General features: G+C 46.9%; 17 protein-coding genes. 4 read left to right on the forward strand and 13 right to left on the reverse strand.

Translation table 11 applies throughout. The annotated features are described in order from the left end of the window. Positions 1–17 precede the first annotated feature (17 nt). Positions 18–215, forward strand: coding sequence for a hypothetical protein (locus tag KNO92_RS09150; protein ID WP_214692645.1), 198 nt, complete (start codon positions 18–20; stop codon positions 213–215). Between the two features lie 21 nt (positions 216–236). Here the strand turns inward: KNO92_RS09150 and KNO92_RS09155 are convergent, their stop codons facing one another. The 5 genes from KNO92_RS09155 to KNO92_RS09175 form a co-directional block, all read right to left on the reverse strand. Next, entirely contained in the window at positions 237–1085 is an 849-nt protein-coding gene (locus KNO92_RS09155; RefSeq protein WP_214692647.1) for a sulfite exporter TauE/SafE family protein, read from the reverse strand. Positions 1086–1154: 69 nt separating this feature from the next. Further along, a complete protein-coding gene (locus KNO92_RS09160) occupies positions 1155–2042 on the reverse strand; it encodes an alpha/beta hydrolase (RefSeq protein ID WP_214692649.1) in 888 nt (295 codons plus the stop codon). 28 nt (positions 2043–2070) lie between these two features. Next, positions 2071–2853, reverse strand: coding sequence for an AAC(3) family N-acetyltransferase (locus tag KNO92_RS09165; RefSeq protein WP_214692651.1), 783 nt, complete (start codon positions 2851–2853; stop codon positions 2071–2073). Between the two features lie 5 nt (positions 2854–2858). Beyond that, positions 2859–5867, reverse strand: coding sequence for an AAA family ATPase (locus KNO92_RS09170; RefSeq protein ID WP_214760992.1), 3009 nt, complete (start codon positions 5865–5867; stop codon positions 2859–2861). Beyond that, positions 5864–6970, reverse strand: coding sequence for an exonuclease SbcCD subunit D (locus KNO92_RS09175; protein ID WP_214760994.1), 1107 nt, complete (start codon positions 6968–6970; stop codon positions 5864–5866). Before KNO92_RS09175 ends, KNO92_RS09170 begins: the two co-directional genes overlap by 4 nt. A gap of 108 nt (positions 6971–7078) precedes the next feature. Between KNO92_RS09175 and KNO92_RS09180 the strand changes: the two genes are divergently transcribed. The 3 genes from KNO92_RS09180 to KNO92_RS09190 are packed head-to-tail and all read left to right on the forward strand — an operon-like array spanning position 7079 to position 9951. Further along, positions 7079–8809 carry an ABC transporter ATP-binding protein gene (locus KNO92_RS09180; RefSeq protein WP_214692657.1) on the forward strand — a complete coding sequence of 577 codons (1731 nt, stop codon included), beginning with the start codon at positions 7079–7081 and terminating at the stop codon, positions 8807–8809. Beyond that, positions 8806–9678: an NAD(P)-dependent oxidoreductase gene (locus tag KNO92_RS09185; protein WP_214692659.1), complete on the forward strand. Its 873-nt coding sequence runs from the start codon at positions 8806–8808 to the stop codon at positions 9676–9678. The genes KNO92_RS09180 and KNO92_RS09185 overlap by 4 nt, the downstream gene beginning before the upstream one ends. Positions 9679–9723: 45 nt before the next feature. Beyond that, positions 9724–9951: a DUF2188 domain-containing protein gene (locus KNO92_RS09190; RefSeq protein WP_214692661.1), complete on the forward strand. Its 228-nt coding sequence runs from the start codon at positions 9724–9726 to the stop codon at positions 9949–9951. A gap of 19 nt (positions 9952–9970) precedes the next feature. Here the strand turns inward: KNO92_RS09190 and KNO92_RS09195 are convergent, their stop codons facing one another. The 8 genes from KNO92_RS09195 to KNO92_RS09230 form a co-directional block, all read right to left on the reverse strand. Further along, complete coding sequence (locus tag KNO92_RS09195; RefSeq protein ID WP_214692668.1) at positions 9971–10615, reverse strand: DUF975 family protein; 645 nt, start codon at positions 10613–10615, stop codon at positions 9971–9973. A 72-nt stretch (positions 10616–10687) separates the two neighbouring features. Continuing rightward, positions 10688–11341, reverse strand: a complete 654-nt coding sequence (locus tag KNO92_RS09200) for a copper homeostasis protein CutC (protein WP_214692670.1) — start codon at positions 11339–11341, stop codon at positions 10688–10690. 13 nt (positions 11342–11354) lie between these two features. After that, positions 11355–12125 carry a DeoR/GlpR family DNA-binding transcription regulator gene (locus KNO92_RS09205; protein WP_214692672.1) on the reverse strand — a complete coding sequence of 257 codons (771 nt, stop codon included), beginning with the start codon at positions 12123–12125 and terminating at the stop codon, positions 11355–11357. Between the two features lie 173 nt (positions 12126–12298). Continuing rightward, positions 12299–12919, reverse strand: a complete 621-nt coding sequence (gene plsY / locus KNO92_RS09210; protein WP_483297451.1) for a glycerol-3-phosphate 1-O-acyltransferase PlsY — start codon at positions 12917–12919, stop codon at positions 12299–12301. An 11-nt stretch (positions 12920–12930) separates the two neighbouring features. After that, a complete protein-coding gene (locus tag KNO92_RS09215) occupies positions 12931–13806 on the reverse strand; it encodes a M15 family metallopeptidase (protein WP_214692674.1) in 876 nt (291 codons plus the stop codon). A gap of 78 nt (positions 13807–13884) precedes the next feature. Beyond that, positions 13885–14301 carry an acyl-CoA thioesterase gene (locus tag KNO92_RS09220; RefSeq protein WP_074033186.1) on the reverse strand — a complete coding sequence of 139 codons (417 nt, stop codon included), beginning with the start codon at positions 14299–14301 and terminating at the stop codon, positions 13885–13887. A gap of 31 nt (positions 14302–14332) precedes the next feature. Continuing rightward, positions 14333–16591: an AAA family ATPase gene (locus tag KNO92_RS09225; RefSeq protein WP_214692676.1), complete on the reverse strand. Its 2259-nt coding sequence runs from the start codon at positions 16589–16591 to the stop codon at positions 14333–14335. Between the two features lie 56 nt (positions 16592–16647). Beyond that, on the reverse strand, positions 16648–17325 hold the full coding sequence (locus KNO92_RS09230) for a hypothetical protein (protein ID WP_214692678.1): 678 nt from the start codon (positions 17323–17325) through the stop codon (positions 16648–16650). Positions 17326–17510: the final 185 nt, after the last annotated feature.

The following is a 17510-nucleotide window of genomic DNA, read 5'->3' on the forward strand; positions in this document are numbered from 1 at the left end:
TGGAAGGGGGTGTCCCTATGAGCGACTCGACGTTTAAAAAACGCTTACAAAAAGCGACCCACTTTTATCAACGCTCTGACAAAGGGCAACGTCAAGGAGTTGACAAGTCGTCTCATGAGAAACGTGACACAGAAGCATTTGAGCGCAGACTCCGCGAAGCAAAAGCGAAAGTTGGAGAGATTCAAGAAAACATTGACCATATCGCCAGACGTTAAAACCCCGTCCAAAGACGGGGTTCATTTTTTGCGTGGTCGAATGATGAGCGTGATGATAAAGAGAAGTGCTAGTGTGACGAGAAGTATAAGTGAAGCTGTATTCCATCCGACTAAATTGAGCGCCACACTAAATGCGACCGTGACATAGAAGCCACCTAATGCTTTTTTGACATGTTGTGAACTGAAACGCTGTAACTGTTTGGCTCCGAACGGAGATCCAATCATCGCACCTGCGATTAATGCGAGTCCATGCCAGTAATTCGTTTCAGCACCTGCCACGGCATAGCTGATTACGCCTGAAATTACGATGAGGAGAGCTGCTGAAATACTCGTTCCGACTGCACGCTTCATTTCAGTGTTCAGTAGCTTGACTTGAAGCGGCGTCAATACAAAGCCACCACTTACCCCCATCAAAGAAGAGATAAATCCTGCAAAGACACCGATGATCCCAAGTCGTGGTACAGAAGCTGTCCCGACACTCCCTTCGACATGCTGTTTCGACCGGAAGAATGAAATCGCAAAGTACGTAAGTAACGCAATGTAGACGAGTGAGATGATCAGTGTCGCGCCGTCCACCCCTTCTAAGAAAAAGACGAGCGGAGTGGCAATCCAAGTCCCGACAATCCCGAACACACCAATCCATAACGCGTGTGACACGTTCACGTTTCGTAAACGAATGTGCGAGATTGTCCCTGCCGTCGTCGAACCGAGCGTCAACATGAGACTAAGTGCGATTGCCGCACTTGCTTCATAACCGAAAACAAGGAGGAGTGGCGTGAGCAAGATGCCACCACCGATTCCGAAGAAGCCGCTCAATATCCCGATCAATGTACCGAGCAAGAGAAACTGTAATAGTTGTAATAAGTCCATTTTGCACCCTTCTTTCATTGTTCTCGTTTGCAATCATATCAAAAAGGGGCGCCAATTGCGCCCCTTTGCTCACAATGATCGTTCTAGAAAATCGAAAATCTTTTGACGGTATTCAGTCTGGAATGATTGATACGATCCGACATGACCATCGTTTTCCGTCACCCATAGTTCGACACCATCCTGCGCGCTTGCAAGCTTTTCACTTTCTGAGACAGGAATCGCATCGTCACCTTTACTATGAATCAATAAAATCGGTGCTTCGATTGATTTGATATCTTGAATCGGTGAAACAACCTCCGCATCCAGTCCAGTGAACCAAGGGGTCACTGTCATGATGACGGGTGTGAATGGAACGTTCGGGAGATCACTCCATACGGGGAGATTTGTCTCAAGGTAGTTCCGTAAATCACTGAACGGACTGTCTGCGATGACTGCGGCTACTTCCACATCATCTGCCGTAGAGAGGGCCGTCGCCGCTCCCATGGAGATTCCGTAAAGTACGATTGGGCCCTCTGATCGACCTTTTGCGTATTGGATGGCAGCTTGTAAGTCCGATTGTTCTTTCGCGCCGACCGTTACCCGGTCTCCTTCTGAAATCCCAGATCCGCGAAAATCGAACGTTAAAAATTGATATCCTTGCTCATGAAACTCGGGCATCAACTCTTTTAAAGGGAGATCCTCCTGTTCTCGGTTCTTTCCATACCCATGAGCAAATACAATTGTCGCACGTGGCGTAGGATGGGGAATCCACCACCCATACAAGTCATGCCCTTCTTTTGATTGAATGGTCACGTTCTCATATTTCAATCCAAGTGACTTCGGTGTGTAGGTCAACGTCTCTCGCTCAGGTGATGTTAATTGGTCACCAATATGTGCCGAGATTCCACCGATAGCCAATCCGGCCACCAGTAAGATGACTAGAACCGCAATACTCAATAGTTTCATCCAACGATTCATCTATTTCTTCCCCTCGATTCTACATTCATTATCTTAACCAGCTTCGAAGCGCGATGAGCGCATGTTGCACTGGCTCCCACGTATTAGCTGGAATCAAATAGCATGTCGCATCATTGACGGTAAACATATGGACATCTCTCTGTTTGACGATATTTTCGCCGATTGCACCAAATGGATCACTATTCACATCTGTGTGTTCAAACGTTCGCCACACGCGTTCGCCTTGTTCGATCAAAGCACAACCGAACATTTTTGTCGGACCATCAATCCCATACTCCGCATAGTGCCAAAGTGTCGTCGCATCAAGTGGCGACCCGAGATGAAGAACACGTGCATTTCGTTCAATCATTCGTTCGATTGGTGAACCTGGACCGAAGCCGACGTCAATCGAGTGACCAGACACAATTGTTTGTGCTTCTTCACCCCATGCGGCGACAGACCACATCGGATGTTCGCTTCGATAAACGTTCGGATAGTTCCGGAACAGTTCGGGGACACGCCCCATCCCACGGGTTGATGTCTTTTCTTTTTCATAAGGTGGCATTTCGGCACGAATCGTCTGCCACCACTCAACCGGAACAGGCGGTGCTTCCCATTCAGCCGGATCTGAATTGTCTCCGGTTTGGGTCGCCATCATGAGAAGTCCTGATGGCCCCACCACTTCTTGCAATGCCTCGATTACAGTCTGCGCACCACCACATACCCATCCGAGTTTTGAAAGCGAGGTATGAACAAATAAAGACTCTCCTCGTTGAATTCCTGCTTCTTTCAAATGATTGATGAGACTTGACTTCGTCACCATCTGTTTCATTTCGATCACTCCACAATCAGCTGGATCGTTGACCCGCTTCTAGATTTTTTCACTTCGATTCGGGCATCGACGCGATCTTTCAATTCTTGGACATGACTGATGACCCCGACAAGTCGACCTGTTGCCTGAAGCGACATCAATAATTCGATTGCCTGGTCTAAAGATTCGGCATCAAGCGTCCCGAATCCTTCATCGATGAGCATCGTTTCAAGACTCACACCACCGCTCAACTGTTGCACCACTTCTGCTAGACCAAGCGCGAGTGAGAGAGACGCTTTAAAACCTTCCCCTCCGGAAAGGTTTTGTACACGGCGTGATTGACCGGTGTACGCATCGAATACGAGAAGTTCAAGTCCGGACTTGGCATTCCCTTTTGCCGTCTCCACTTTTCGCTCTAGTCGAAACTGACCGCTTGTCATCTGGTCCAAATGAATGTTCGCCGCATGTAAAATCTGGTCGAAGAACGCCGTTTGTACATATGTTTCAAACGTCATTTTTTGCGGATTGATGCCTTTTCCGGTTTCTGCAATCAACTTGATGGTTTCTAACTTCTGTTCTTCACGTGCTGTGTCCTTACGAAGCGTATTCCACTCGGAGATGATTTGACGGTGTCTAGACAAGGCTTCTTGTGAGGTGATGAGATGTTCTGATGCTCGCTCGTATAAATCCTTGGCTTCGTTCACCTTCGTTTCAATCGACTGAAGGTCTGGTTGTGCTACATTTCCTAATTTCCCCTCAATCATCTGGATGCGGTGTCGTAACCGGACACCTTCCTCTTCTTCACGTTGTAAGTTCTCACGGATATTCGTTCGCTGATCGATTCGATCAGCTAATTGTTCGTACCGCCCCTGGTTCAACTGAGCGACTTCTAATTGCTTATTCCAAGTCGTCTTTTGTGAATCGTATTGCTCCATCGCATCAGAAAGCTGTTGCCGCATTAAAGTGAGCCGCTCTTCTTCTTTCCACGTTTCCTTTTTGACGATTTCAAAGTCATGGTCGAACGCTTCAATTTTTTTCGTAAGTATGGTGAGACGATCTTGTCGGTCTGTCCGCTCGGTCTGTAATTGTTCTAACGTTGTTTCCTCTGTTTGACCGAGCGCATTCAGTTTTTGTTGTATCGCTTCAAGTTCTGTGAGGACACGTTGACGCTCTTCAAATTGGTTACGTCGCTCTTCTTCAAGTTGTCGCATTTCACCGGTGAGTTGGCGAAGCGTTCGTTCATTCTCGAGACGCGTCCGCTCTTCACGTTGTAGGCGATCCACATGCGCTTGCCATTTCTTGACTTCTTCTGATAGTAATCCATCCACCTGAATATCTTTCGAAACCTCATCAAATTCTCGTCGAGCCTCTTCAAGCCGAGAATGGAGCGAACGATAATCGGATCTCGCTTCAATCAATTGAGTCGTCAATTCCTCAAGACGTGCCTTCGCCTCCACTTCTTCATCCATAGATTCAAGCAAGTCTTCGAACTGTGGGACATCATGGTGACGAGAGCCGCATACAGGGCAAGGCTCACCTTCTTCAAGAGTTTCACTCAGTTGTCTTGCCGCATTCATCTGTTCTTGTTGTTTGTACTTCGCCATCACTTCTTGCTGGATGGCATGCAGTCGCTGCACTTCTTTTCCGGACCGCTCACAAGTGGAGAGCTGATTTGATAACTCATTCACCTTCGTCTCAAGTTTGACCAAATACATCAATCGGTCGACATGTCGCTCCGCATCAACTGCACGTTCTTCAGGTTCAATCGATAACGTTTTCACTAATTGTTGTTCGTGGACTTGAAGTTCTTGGAGCCGAGCCTCTTTGGAAAAGGCGCTTAATTCATTCGCACGTTTCATCAGTTGCTCACGTAATGTCACGTATTCTGCCCGCTCTTTCATTCGCGGTAACATCTCATCAATTAACCGAAGTCGCTCTTGAAGGGATAAGATTACTTGTTTATTCTCTTCAATTGCAGATTGCTGCTCCGATAGTGAAGATTGCTTTTGTTGTAATTGTTCGAGTTTTTTAGAAGATGCTTGTTCCTCCACCGTCAGTCGTTGCACATGTTTCTTCATTTCTAATAATCGGTCATAGACTGGACGAATGTTCGCTGCTGCCTCTAAATGTCGCAACAACTCGTGACGTTCGATTCGTTCTGTCTCGCCTTTTAAAAATAAATCAAGAGCTTGCAAGGTTTCTTGCTGTTCTTGAAATAAACTGACAAGCGCTTTTGCTTGTTCTAATTCGGTACGCGCCTGTTCGAGCTTCTTCGAATGACCCTGTTTTTGTTCTGTTGCGGACTCAACGGTTGTAATCAAACGTTGTTCGCGCTCGTCTAGCCACTGATGGATCACATCAATCGATTTCGTCGAAATCTCTTCGATCGCTTCATCTTCGAGCTCTAGTAACTTGAGACGGGTTCGCTCGACCTCCCATTCGACTTGTTTCCGGTATGTGCTGAGACGTTCTGCCCACTTCTCCTGGAAAGCACGATACGCCTCCGTCTTGAAAATAGATTGCAGGATTTGTTGTTTCTCATTTGAGTTCGAATCGAGCAATTGTCTAAATTGGTTTTGAGGAAGTAACAAGATTTGACTGAATTGTTCATATGAAAGTTGTAAAATCGACTCGACTTCCTCTTGAACCTCGTTCACTTTTGTCGCGATCGGCTTCCAACCATCCTCCCATTCATACAAAACAGCCTCATGTGAGATCGGTGTCTTGTTTTTCGGGTGAGGTTGTTGAGGTTGTCTCACGATTCGATAGTGGTCACCGCGAATCGTAAACGAAAAGTCGACCTCCGTCTTCAACTCAGGTTGTGCGAATTGACTTCTGAAATCACTGGCATTGCGAAGCGTCCCGCTGGCCCGTCCGTATAATGCGAACGTCATCGCATCAAAGATGGTTGTCTTCCCTGCACCCGTCCGACCACTCACAACAAACATTGAGCGTCCAACTAATTGTGTGAAGTCAATCGTTTCTCGTTCCGCATACGGTCCGAATGCTTGAATCTTCAATTCGACCGGTCTCATCTGACATCACCTTCTTCAATCATTTGTTTGACGGCATCCGATGCCGTTCGGTCGTGTACAGCTTCAAAGAACTGTAAATATACCTCTTCGACAGATTGTCGTTCGAGCGTTTCCCGTTCAAATGTTGACGTCTGTTCTTGGCGTCGTAACAGTTCCAGTTCAAGATGAAGAATATTCGGATAAACGGTCCGAAGCTTTGCCATCGGATCAAAAAGTGCTTTGTCATCGGTCAACACGATTTTCAAATAATCATCGGTTTGTTGTTGTTGATAAAACGAAGGTGCGAGTAACTCATCCAACGTTCCTGTGATCTGTCTCATGTCCCGTTCTGGCGTCAACGTTCGACGTCTACGTTTCCAGTGTCCGTCCAACTCCAAAATATCTACCGATTTCTCATGATTGACCTCAGAGAAAGAGTATTTTATGAGAGAACCACTGTATGCAATCCGTTCTGAACGAATCGCATCACGATTATGTAGATGTCCAAGAGCCGTATATGAGAACGGGTCATATAGCCCTTTCGCGACCTGTCCGGCGGTACCGACCGATAACTGGCGCTCCGAATCGGTCTCAAGTCCTCCTGCGACAAAACTATGGCCCACTGAGACCGCATTCTTCTCAATGGTTCCGTATGCTTCGATGACGGCCTCCAACGCGTCATGGTGCGTGCGAATCGTTTCGTTTCCTAGTATGTGCCGAACACGTGCCGGCTCAAGAAACGGGATTGGGTAAAACGGAATCCCGGCCACTTCAAGCGGACCAGCTTCTGTGTTTAATTTACCAACGATATGTAATCCTACTTGTTTCAACAATTTTGAACTATAGTCGAGACGCTCCGCTGAGTCATGATTTCCCGCGATAGCGACGACCGGGATTTCTCGCTTCAACACCAACTCTCGCCACATCTCATCGAGCAAATCGACAGCCTCGACGGGTGGGACGGCCCGGTCATACAAATCCCCAGCGATGATGACCGCATCTGGTTTTTCCTCATCAACGATTTGTAAAAACGAATGGAATAAAATATTCCGCTGATCTTCTGTCATATGACGACCATGGACAATCTTACCTAGATGCCAATCGGCCGTGTGAATCCATTTCATCATGTATCACCTCTCTTTCTTATTCTAGCATGACTCAATCGTTCGATTCGACGTCTTGACACCCGATTTTGAAACAGCGAAAGTAAAGAGAGAGGAGGTTTGTTCAAAATGAATTCATCGACATGGAAAACGTTTTTCCAACTTTTTAAAATCGCGAACCCTCCTAAAGGATTGTTTGTTGGAGCTATTCTGATTTCGCTCCTTCAAGCCGTTGCATCGCTAGCGATTCCACTCATTCTTCAACGCGTCGTTGACCGTTGGAGTAGTGACCTGTTGACGCCTGAATGGATTGCATACTTTATCATTGCCTTTCTCGTCCAGGTCATTACGAGCGCGTTATCGATTTACTGGCTACATATTGTCGGTCAACGTGTCGTCGCCAATCTTCGGACGACATTGTGGGACCACCTCATCAAACTGCCCATCCCTTTTTATGATGGGATCAAATCGGGAGAACTCGTCTCCCGCTTGAACAATGACACGACTACACTACAACAGCTGTTGTCCGAGCAAAGTGTCCGCTTGTTGACCTCTTTCGTTTCGGTCATCGGTGCCGTCGCCATCTTGTTCACGCTCGATTGGCAAATGACACTCGTCATCTTGTTTTCAGTGCCGACGACGCTTGTCATCGTCATTCCACTCGGCCGAAAGCTTCGAGTCATTGCAAAAGAAACGCAACAGGAGCTCGGTAACCTGTCCGGATTCTTTGCGGAACTGCTCGGTGAAATCCGTCTCGTCAAGTCGCAGGCGACAGAACAAATGGAAGTGCGGACCGGGAAAGTGAAAATCGAAACGTTGTTTGATTATGGTGTGAAAGAAGGACGGATTCAAGCCATTCTCATCCCTCTCCTCAACGTGACGTTGACAGGGATGTTGATTGCCATACTCGGATTTGGAGCGTATCGTGTCTCGACAGGGGCCTTATCGACGGGTGAACTGCTCGCATTCATGCTCTATGTATTCCAAATCATCACTCCACTGATCACCATGAGTGAATTTTTGACGAGACTACAAAAAGCACGTGGCGCAACTGAACGAATCGCTGAATTATTAGATGTCCGTCCTGAACCGTACAGCACATATCAAGAATCCATCGAGCAGGCTGACCTCTCTTTCGAGGATGTGACCTTTCATTATGGGACGGAGCCCGTTCTCCAAGGACTCTCTCTTCACGTTTCACCGGGCGCAACGACCGCCATCGTCGGTCGAAGCGGCGCCGGCAAAACGACACTTTTTTCGCTCGTCGAACAATTTTACACACCAACGCAGGGATCAATTCGGTACGGCAATCGCGACATTCAAACATATGGCCGGGATACATGGCGTCAAGTCGTTGGTTATGTCGCTCAAGACTCTCCCGTCTTGTCGGGTTCTGTTCGGACAAACATCGTCTATGGTCTTCAACGTGAAGTGAGTGATGTGGAAATCAAAGAGGCGTGTGAAATGGCAAACGCATGGTCATTTATCGAATTGATGCCGAATCAGCTCGAGACGGAGATTGGAGAACGTGGTATTCGCTTGTCAGGTGGACAACGACAGCGTCTTGCGATTGCCAGGGCATTGTTACGTAATCCGCAAATTTTACTGCTCGACGAAGCAACGTCGAGTCTGGATTCAGAATCAGAACGCGTCGTCCAGGAAGCGCTCGATCGTCTGATGGTCGGGAGAACCACACTCGTGATCGCCCATCGCTTATCGACCGTCAGACATGCCAACCAAATCGTTGTGTTAGAAGATGGACGCATCAGCGGGGTTGGGAAACACGAGCAACTTTTAAACGAGAACGCACTTTATCAGCGTCTCGTCTCACAACAATTACTAGGGGGACAATCTACATGAAAACAATCGGGTTTATCGGTCTCGGGGTCATGGGCCAATCTATGGTACGAAATTTGATGAAGCATGGTTTTGACGTAAAAGCTTATACGAGAACGAAAGAGAAGGCTGCCTCGCTATTAGAGGAAGGTGTAGTATGGTGCGAAACGATTCGAGAGGTATGTCTAGATGCTGATGCCGTCATCACCATCGTCGGTTATCCATCAGATGTCGAGTCGATTTATTTCGGGGAAGGAAATATCCTTGATTCAGCAGAACCAGGTACGCTCTTGATCGATATGACAACCTCCTCACCAAAACTTGCCGAACGAATCGCCGAAACGGCCATTGAACGGAGTCTTCTTCCGCTCGATGCACCGGTCACTGGTGGAGATATTGGTGCAAAAAATGGGACACTTTCCATTTTGGTCGGAGGCGGAGAGTTTGCTTTCAATAAGGCAAAACCTTTATTCGAAGCAATGGGACAGTCCATTGAGCGGATGGGATATGCCGGGAGCGGACAATATGCGAAACTCGCCAACCAGATAGCCATTGCCGGAACGATGATGGGGAATGCGGAGATGTTCGCGTTTAGTAAACGAGCAGGACTTGACCCGGAAGCGCTCATCCCCACGATTCGTGGAGGTGCAGCCGGTAGCTGGACGCTTGAAAACTTGGTTCCACGGATGATTGTTGAAGATTATGCACCAGGTTTCTTCATCAAACATTTTATTAAGGATATGACACTCGCCATCGAGAGTGCAAACGAACTTCAAGTGAAATTACCTGGACTCGAACTCGCTCATCGACTCTATTCGATTCTCGAAGAAAATGGTTACGGGGAGAACGGAACACAAGCGATCATCGAGTATTACCTTCATCAAGACGTTTGAATCATGCCGTTTGTGGAATTAGTAGGAGTGAAGGAGGCGATTTTCGTGCCATGGAACATGAAAGACTATCCTGAATCACTGAAAAACTTCGATCCACTTGTAAAAAAGAAAGCCATTGATATTGCGAACGCATTGCTCGCACAAGGCTACTCTGAGACGAAAGCGATACCGATTGCCACTGAACAAGCGAAAAAGTGGCATGCGGATGCGTCTAAACAAGAAAAACAAGATTTTGAAGACGCCCCTAACCCGAAAAAGACAGATCAGCATTGAACGTAAACAACCGGTCGGATTACCCGACCGGTTGTTTTGCGAGATATGACGCTTTCATTTCTAGATAGAGACCTGAAATCGCCGTCTGTAAGTAGGGCGTGACAAAGATGTAAGCGAGTCCCCCAGTAAGAAGGACGAGCGCGTACCATCCGATAAAACTTGCGAATAGCTTTAACATCGTCTGTTTATGCCCTTTCATCATTAGGCGACTCTTTCGCATGGCTTGGAATGCTGATAAATCTGGTTCGTCCCGCATGATGAACGGTGTGATGCGATACGTCAAATAAAACCAGACGCCAGGCACAATTAGGAATAACATCAACACGTTCAGCCCTAAATAAAACACTGCGTAATAAATCACCGCTCGTGAATACTCTCTCAGCGAGCCGAACGCTTCAATCAATAAGCCGAACTTAGGCTTCTCATCTTTAGCGACCTGAAGAAACACCCAATTCTTCCCGAGCTCGATTGGCGCGAGAAGGACTGTCGCTCCGTACAAAAGTGCCACAGAAGTCATGAGGACTTCAGGGTCATTCGTTGATAGGTCTAGACGTGTCGTGATCATCGCCTGAATGACCATGACAGTCAAAACGACGAGTAATGATATGCCCCATTTTCCTGAGAGCATTCGAAGCGCATATTGTTTGTAAACGGAAGATTGCATGAGTTCACCTACACTTTGTATTTTCTTTCATTATAGCAAAAAAACAGTCTTTCGACTGTTTTCCGCTTTGACTCATCCACGAAGTTGTTTGAATTTATCCCCATCCAACTGTCCGTTTGTTCGTACGCCATTCCCGACGTGTACCATGTCGACGTTGAGTCGTTCCTGTAAGGATGGCAAAGTTTCTGTCGTGATGCCGGCTCCAGGCAATATAGTCATCTCTGCTTGCTCGTTCAGTCGGATCAATGTTTCGATACCTTCTAATGCAGTGTTCGCACCACCTGATGTCAATAAGATATCGATTTCTGGGAAATCATTTAAGACATCCAGCGATTCATATACATCACGCGACGCGTCGAAGGCACGATGGAACGTTAGTGCCATCTCACCTTTATGTTTGATGACTTCTCCTAAAATCCGCTCATCGATTGCCCCGTTTTTTGTCAATGCACCAAAGACGATTCCATTCACCCCGAGTTCACGACATAGACCAATGTCTGCTAGCATCGTCTCCACATCATCTTCGTTGAAATGGAACGAACGTGTATGAGGTCGAATCATGACATGTACCGGGATAGATACGTGCTCGATCACGTTCCGAATCGTCCCGAAACTTGGTGTAATCCCGCCATTTTCCATATCTGCAATCAGCTCGAGTCGATCTGCCCCGAGTTGCTCCGCCTCGATTGCTTCAGATAACGTTGTGACAATCACTTCTACTTTCATACAATCGCTCCTTTTACGGTGCGAACTTCCAGTCCACACCATGTTCGGCTAAGACGCCTTTAAATTCTTGTGGTTCCGGAAAATCTGAGATGATTGCCGTCACCTTTGAAAAGTCGCACACCCGATATCTTTTTTGTTGGTTCAACTGGGTATGGTCGGTTAATAAGAATGTCTCGCGACTTTGCGACATCACCGATTGTGTGATACTAGCGAGTCCGAAAGCATCGCACGTCAAACCAAGGGTTGAATCGACCCCTTCAACAGATAAGATGGCAAGGTCGAACATATAGGTTTGGAGTTGTGCGAGAACTTGTTCGCCTGTCGTCACGAGATGTTTCGGATCGATTGTACCACCTAACAACTGGATCTCGCCACCGAGCACACCTTTCGCCCGTTGTTCAAACAAGGCTTTGGCGACCGTTAAAGATGGCGTGACCACCGTCACGTTTCGTCCTCGTAAACGAGATGCTACTTGTTCGGCTGCAACCCCATGACCGATATAGAGTAACGTATCGTCTGGAATCAATTGAAATGCCGTATACGCGATACGGCGGATGCCATCCATGTTGGCAATGACAATCGGCTGAAAAGACATGCTCTGATGAAGAACCGCACCCCCATAAACACGCTTAATCCGATGTTCTTTCTCTAGTTCTTCTAGATAACGTCGAATCGATTCCCCTGATACATTCAATCGTTCAATCAATTCGCTCGTCTTCACTTTACCTTCTCGTTCGATCCACTCGACAATTTTTTGTTTACGTTCTTCACCGATTAAAGACACGTCCCTGCCTCCTCCACTAAAATCTTTCCTTTTCTAGTGTAACGAACGCATGTAAATTTAACGTAAATTGAAAGTAAAGAACGAGCAAATCCAACATGATTTTGCTTCTTTTTTATGTAAATCAACAACAATGCACAAAAAAGTGCGTCTTGGCCGGACGCACCTGAAAGAAATTAAGATTTATTCTTGTTTTGAAAAAGTGGCACTTTTGGTTCTTTCCCTGCCCGTATTCGTTGCCAGTTCGTACGATGTTTAATGATGATAAACAAGGCGAGTGGAACGATGACAATGAGAGGTAACCAATCTTTTGTCAATACACTGTACGTCGTTGCCGTCACGAGACCTACTGCAGCGGCAGCCATCGAGGAGAGGGATACCATCCGTGAAATGAGAAGTGTCACAATAAACGTGCCGACGACGACAAAGAAGAACCACGGAAACGCTGCTAGAAGTACGCCGCCGCTCGTCGCGACCGATTTTCCACCTTTAAACTTCGCAAAAATCGGGTAAGAATGTCCAATGACTGCCGGAATTCCAGCAAGAAGCAGACTCATCTCACTTCCGAATAATAGAGGTAGTAGTGCAGCGACTAGTCCTTTCCCCATGTCACCAAGTAAAACAAGAATTCCCGCTTTTTTTCCGAGAACTCGAAACGTATTCGTCGTACCTAAGTTACCACTCCCATGTTCGCGAACGTCTACTCGATAGCCGAGCTTGCCGATGATGAGCGCAAACGGAATCGCACCGAGTAAATAACTTAAAATGATAATGATGATTTCTGTCATATATGGCATCGCAATTCCCCTTACTTCATATATTCCTCAATATATCGGTCATACGGCTGATTCAATGCGTGCACTTCTTTCGCATGTTCAGTGCCGATATAACGTAAGTGCCACGGTTCATACATATAGCCGGTCTCTTTCTCAAACGCTTTTTGATAGCGAATGATAAAGCCATACTCGTGAGCATGTTCTGCCAGCCATTTTCCTTCAACCGTTTCACCAAGGCTTTGTGTGAGTTGATAATTGACAGAAGCACTCGAGACGTCGATTGCAAGACCCGTCTGATGTTCAGAGTGTCCGGGTGGAGCAGAATATTTCATCGCTTGTTCCTTACCATCCCGCTCAACGTAAGAATTAAATAGCGTCACCTGATAACCGTATGAACGAAACGCACTCGTCCCTTTCAAATCAATGCCAGACGCTTTTGCGTCACTCATCAATTCTTCGATTGCACGTGCCGCCTCTTTTCGCATCATCCGACGCTCACCGACAGTCGAGTCGACGAAATCGATGTTGGCCTCAACTAAGTCGCTCGGCTGATAATTAGCCGGCAATGCAATTTGCTTGTTTACAAGAATCAATTCTTCTAACTCCAAGTTTGCCACCCCATCGACTTCAATCGGTTGAACAGGAGTAGTCGGCTCTTCTGTTGCTGGCGGTGTCGGCTCAGCTGGTTGTTCTTCGACTTCCGGTTCAGACTCCGTTGTTTCTTCGTCTGTTGGTGACTCGGTTTCCACTTCCTGATCCGTGGTCGGTTCGTTTGGTTCTGATTGTGGTTCATCTATTGTTGATGACTGTGTCGTTGGTTCTTTCGGTTCAACTTGCTCGTTTGTCGTACAACCGGCTAACATGAACGTCAAGGCGCCGCAAACCATCAAGACTGATGGATAACGCATGCGATTTTCCCCTTTCTAGATAACAAAAAGTACCGTCAAGATATGATACCATACTGACGGTACGAAGACAGAAGATTCTTAGACAGGATTCATGACGTTCATGTACATGTCATGCCATTTCGGGAACTCTCGATCGAGACGAATCGGTTTGAAATCTCCTCGTTTGACCACAACATGAGTCGTCTTGGCTGTTCCTACGAGCTCACCATCTTGGTTCGTCAACTCATACCCATAAATCGTTCTGATCTTTGAGTATTGGTCGACCCATACGCGCACATGAACCGTATCGCCAAACGTTACGCTTCGCTTGTAATCCATCGATACGTTCGTCACCGGCGAAACGAAACCTGCTTCTTCCATGTCTTTGTATTCGACACCGAGCTGACGTAACAGTTCGGTGCGAGCAATCTCTAGATAAACTAAATAGTTGGCATGATAGACGATTCCCATCATGTCCGTTTCTTGATATCTAACTGGGATTTGAATCGTATGCATTGAATCATCCTTCTTTCCTACTACTAGTGTATTATAGTTTACTCTTAATATCTACTACTAATAATTGTTGGAGAGATGTCTCGTTTTCTTCCTCCGACATGAGTCGATACGATTGACGAGCGATTGACTCATCGATGACAGACAAGGCAGTCCGTGCATTCGCGTTATTGATTTCACTTAATCGAATCGATAACGCTTCGAATGCTTGTTCGTCCAACTCGTATCCAAATTGGTTCGCATAGTTCACAGCAATCTCGACTAGCTGTTCTTGCGAATAATCTTCAAAATGAATCGTACGTTTCATGCGACTGCTTAGTCCAGGATTCGATTCAATCAACCGTCTCATCGGACCTTCATACCCCGCAAGGACGACAACAAGGTTTTCGCCATGTTTCGGCATTTCATCGACAAGTGTATCGATTGCCTCTCGACCGTAATCATTCGCTCCTCCATTCAGGCTGTATGCCTCGTCAATGAGTAATACGCCACCGAGTGCATCACGAATCGCCGCCTTCGTTTTTTGTGCGGTCTGTCCCACATAGCCACTGACCAAATCCGCTCGACTGACAACGTTGACGTGTCCACGCTTCAAATATCCTGTACGCTTCAACATTTGAGCATACAGATATGCAAAAGTTGTCTTACCCGTTCCACTATTCCCCGTGAGTGTCATATGAAGTTGGACGGGTGCCGTCTTCAGACCGAGCGCTTTTCGTCTCTTTTGGATGTTCACGAGTGCTTCAATCTCTGCCAATTGAGCTTTGGCATCTTCCATACCGACAAGGTCGTCCAACGATGTTGGACTCGCATCTTCTTCGGGTTGATCAAAGTCTTCTTCGGTCAAAAGCGCCATCTCGTCTAGAGGGGCATCTGCACCGAAACGAGATCCTTTTTTAAACATCGCATCGAGTAAGATGTTATGAACCGTTCGCGCATTCCCGAACGTCGAATCGACACGTTCACGGTCGATCCGTGTCAGAAGTGACCGTTTTGCTTCCTCCGTCAACACATAATTATTTTCCTGTGCCACTTTTTCACCGATAGCGACTAATTCCTCATCCCGATAGTTTGGCAACTCGTAATGATTCGATTCTGGGAATCGTGAGCGTAAACCAGGGTTCGCAAGTAGGAAATGACGCATCTCTTCTGGATAACCAGCCAAGATGACGACAAACTTCCCGGCATATTCGCCGCTCGTCATCGCTGCGACGAGCGTGTCGATTGCAGCTTGCCCATAGTCACTTCCGCTTGCATCTTGACGTTTTAGTGCATATGCCTCATCGATGAACAGGACGCCACCTTCTGCTTCTTTGACTTTATTCATCACTTGTTCTTCCGTTTGTCCGACATATGCGCCGACTAGGCTTGAGCGATCCGCTTCGACGAGGTCCGGTCGACTGAGCAGGCCGAGTTCAAAATAAATCTCTGCCATGAGTCGAGCAAGCGTCGTTTTCCCGGTACCTGGATTACCCGTAAAAACGAGATGAAGGGAAGGTTGATGCTTCGATGAAAACCCTGCTTTTTCTCGTTCTTTCTGGAAGAGCAGGAAGCGATACCATGCTTTCACACGGTCTTTGATGTCATCTAGACCAATCATTTCCTCAAGTGATTCGATGGCGCTCGAACGTGTCTCCGTTTTACGTTCCGGCAGCAACTGACAGATTGCATCGAGTCGCTCTTTGACGAGCACAACGCGTTCACCGAAGCGACGAAACGCTTCTCGACTGAAGTAGTTCCCTTGCATCGATGCGAGTAAAGATGCCGTATCATCCTCTAACGATGCGACTTCCTGCATCGCCTCGATGATTGCCTCGAATATCTTCTCGAGTTGTCCCCGCCATTCTGAGTCCCGCAAATCAGACTTGGCCGCCTCCACTTCATCGTGAAGTCGGTCGAGTTGGTCAAGTAGTGCAGATGTTTTTGACTCATATTCCGTCAAAATTTGTACCTTCATTGAGGCGTAATCTGCTTCGCGAAGTGTCGGCCAATCGATTTGAAGCGCTTGTTTTGAACGACGCAATTGCTCGTTCAATTGAAACAGACGTAATTCCGGAGGTAACGCATTCATCGACTCTAATTCTTTCACCCAGCGGTTCAATAACGGGTCCATCGACTCCTTCTGCTCGAGTCGATATGTAGCAAGCAATGTCAATGAACGAATCAATTCTTCTTCATGCCCAGTCGCACGTGACCAGTGCGCATAAGATAAAAGCGCCGCCTCATTAATCTTTTCTCCAGCTTCCCAGTTCGTCAAATCCGTTTGAACTTGTTCAACTTGAATTTGTTTCATTCTGTTCTCCCTTTCAGACGACAAGGGAGCCGACATGTTGTCTGCTCCCCATCGGATTATCTTGATTCAAAAGATGTCATTCGAATCGAATGGAACAACTTTCCGTTATTCCGCGATTCTGCCGCAAGCAAAATCCGTTCATTCGCATCGACATAATATGTGACTGTCTCTTTATTATCTTCTTCACTAAAAATAGATGGATAGTTTTGAACCCATTCTTCAGGAACCGTTTCAGCCGCTTCAGACTTCACATAAGCTTGCGCTGTTCGACCGACTAAATCTGTCTCGCCCTCACTTGACCCGAGTGTGCCATCGTCTAGCCATTTACGAATCTGTTCATTCGTGGCGCGGGATAGGAATGGATGCGGTGCAACCGCTCCGGAATTGGTCTCTTGACGCAAGACCTCTTCTCCATCTGGATTAAACTCCAAATACGTTTCTCCATCCCACTCTGCTTTTGCACCCACGTTTGGTCCCATAACGACTTCTGAGATAAAATGTCCGTTTTCATCATACGTGACAAGGTACTCTCGTTCTTCGAGTGTTTCCCCTTCTTTCGGAAGTTTACGCTCTTGATACCCAATCACGACATTTGAGTAGAACGGTTCAACCTGTTCTTCCTCTTCACCATTCAGATTCATGAGTACGTAAAAATTATAAGCGAGTAATGCCCCGACAATGAGGATGCCGGCCAAAATGACCCAGCTCAACCGTTTTTTTATCTGTTGTTTCATAGCCTATCCTCCTCGTTTCTTCACTTACTATCCTACACTAGCTAAGAGGACAAGCAAAATATTTTTAACCGAAAAAAGGGTCTCATACGAGACCCCCAGCTTGTTGACAAATAACATGTTCGAACTCGTCCTTCCGGCGCCCACGCTTTCCGCAGGCAATCCCGGAGCCGCATCGCGACTTAAGT

Origin of the sequence: Exiguobacterium sp. s129, assembly GCF_018617585.1 — a bacterium.
GTDB classification, from domain to species: Bacteria; Bacillota; Bacilli; order Exiguobacteriales; family Exiguobacteriaceae; genus Exiguobacterium; species Exiguobacterium aestuarii_A.

Excerpts from the sequence above, each read along its gene's own strand:
- KNO92_RS09185 (WP_214692659.1), top strand. The coding sequence starts at position 8,806 with ATGAAAACAATCGGGTTTATCGGTCTCGGGGTCATGGGCCAATCTATG.
- KNO92_RS09170 (WP_214760992.1), bottom strand. The coding sequence starts at position 5,867 with ATGAGACCGGTCGAATTGAAGATTCAAGCATTCGGACCGTATGCGGAA.
- KNO92_RS09155 (WP_214692647.1), bottom strand. The coding sequence starts at position 1,085 with ATGGACTTATTACAACTATTACAGTTTCTCTTGCTCGGTACATTGATC.
- KNO92_RS09175 (WP_214760994.1), bottom strand. The coding sequence starts at position 6,970 with ATGAAATGGATTCACACGGCCGATTGGCATCTAGGTAAGATTGTCCAT.
- KNO92_RS09220 (WP_074033186.1), bottom strand. The coding sequence starts at position 14,301 with ATGCATACGATTCAAATCCCAGTTAGATATCAAGAAACGGACATGATG.
- plsY (WP_483297451.1), bottom strand. The coding sequence starts at position 12,919 with ATGCCATATATGACAGAAATCATCATTATCATTTTAAGTTATTTACTC.
- KNO92_RS09150 (WP_214692645.1), top strand. The coding sequence starts at position 18 with ATGAGCGACTCGACGTTTAAAAAACGCTTACAAAAAGCGACCCACTTT.
- KNO92_RS09230 (WP_214692678.1), bottom strand. The coding sequence starts at position 17,325 with ATGAAACAACAGATAAAAAAACGGTTGAGCTGGGTCATTTTGGCCGGC.
- KNO92_RS09195 (WP_214692668.1), bottom strand. The coding sequence starts at position 10,615 with ATGCAATCTTCCGTTTACAAACAATATGCGCTTCGAATGCTCTCAGGA.
- KNO92_RS09180 (WP_214692657.1), top strand. The coding sequence starts at position 7,079 with ATGAATTCATCGACATGGAAAACGTTTTTCCAACTTTTTAAAATCGCG.
- KNO92_RS09200 (WP_214692670.1), bottom strand. The coding sequence starts at position 11,341 with ATGAAAGTAGAAGTGATTGTCACAACGTTATCTGAAGCAATCGAGGCG.
- KNO92_RS09215 (WP_214692674.1), bottom strand. The coding sequence starts at position 13,806 with ATGCGTTATCCATCAGTCTTGATGGTTTGCGGCGCCTTGACGTTCATG.
- KNO92_RS09165 (WP_214692651.1), bottom strand. The coding sequence starts at position 2,853 with ATGAAACAGATGGTGACGAAGTCAAGTCTCATCAATCATTTGAAAGAA.
- KNO92_RS09225 (WP_214692676.1), bottom strand. The coding sequence starts at position 16,591 with ATGAAACAAATTCAAGTTGAACAAGTTCAAACGGATTTGACGAACTGG.
- KNO92_RS09160 (WP_214692649.1), bottom strand. The coding sequence starts at position 2,042 with ATGAATCGTTGGATGAAACTATTGAGTATTGCGGTTCTAGTCATCTTA.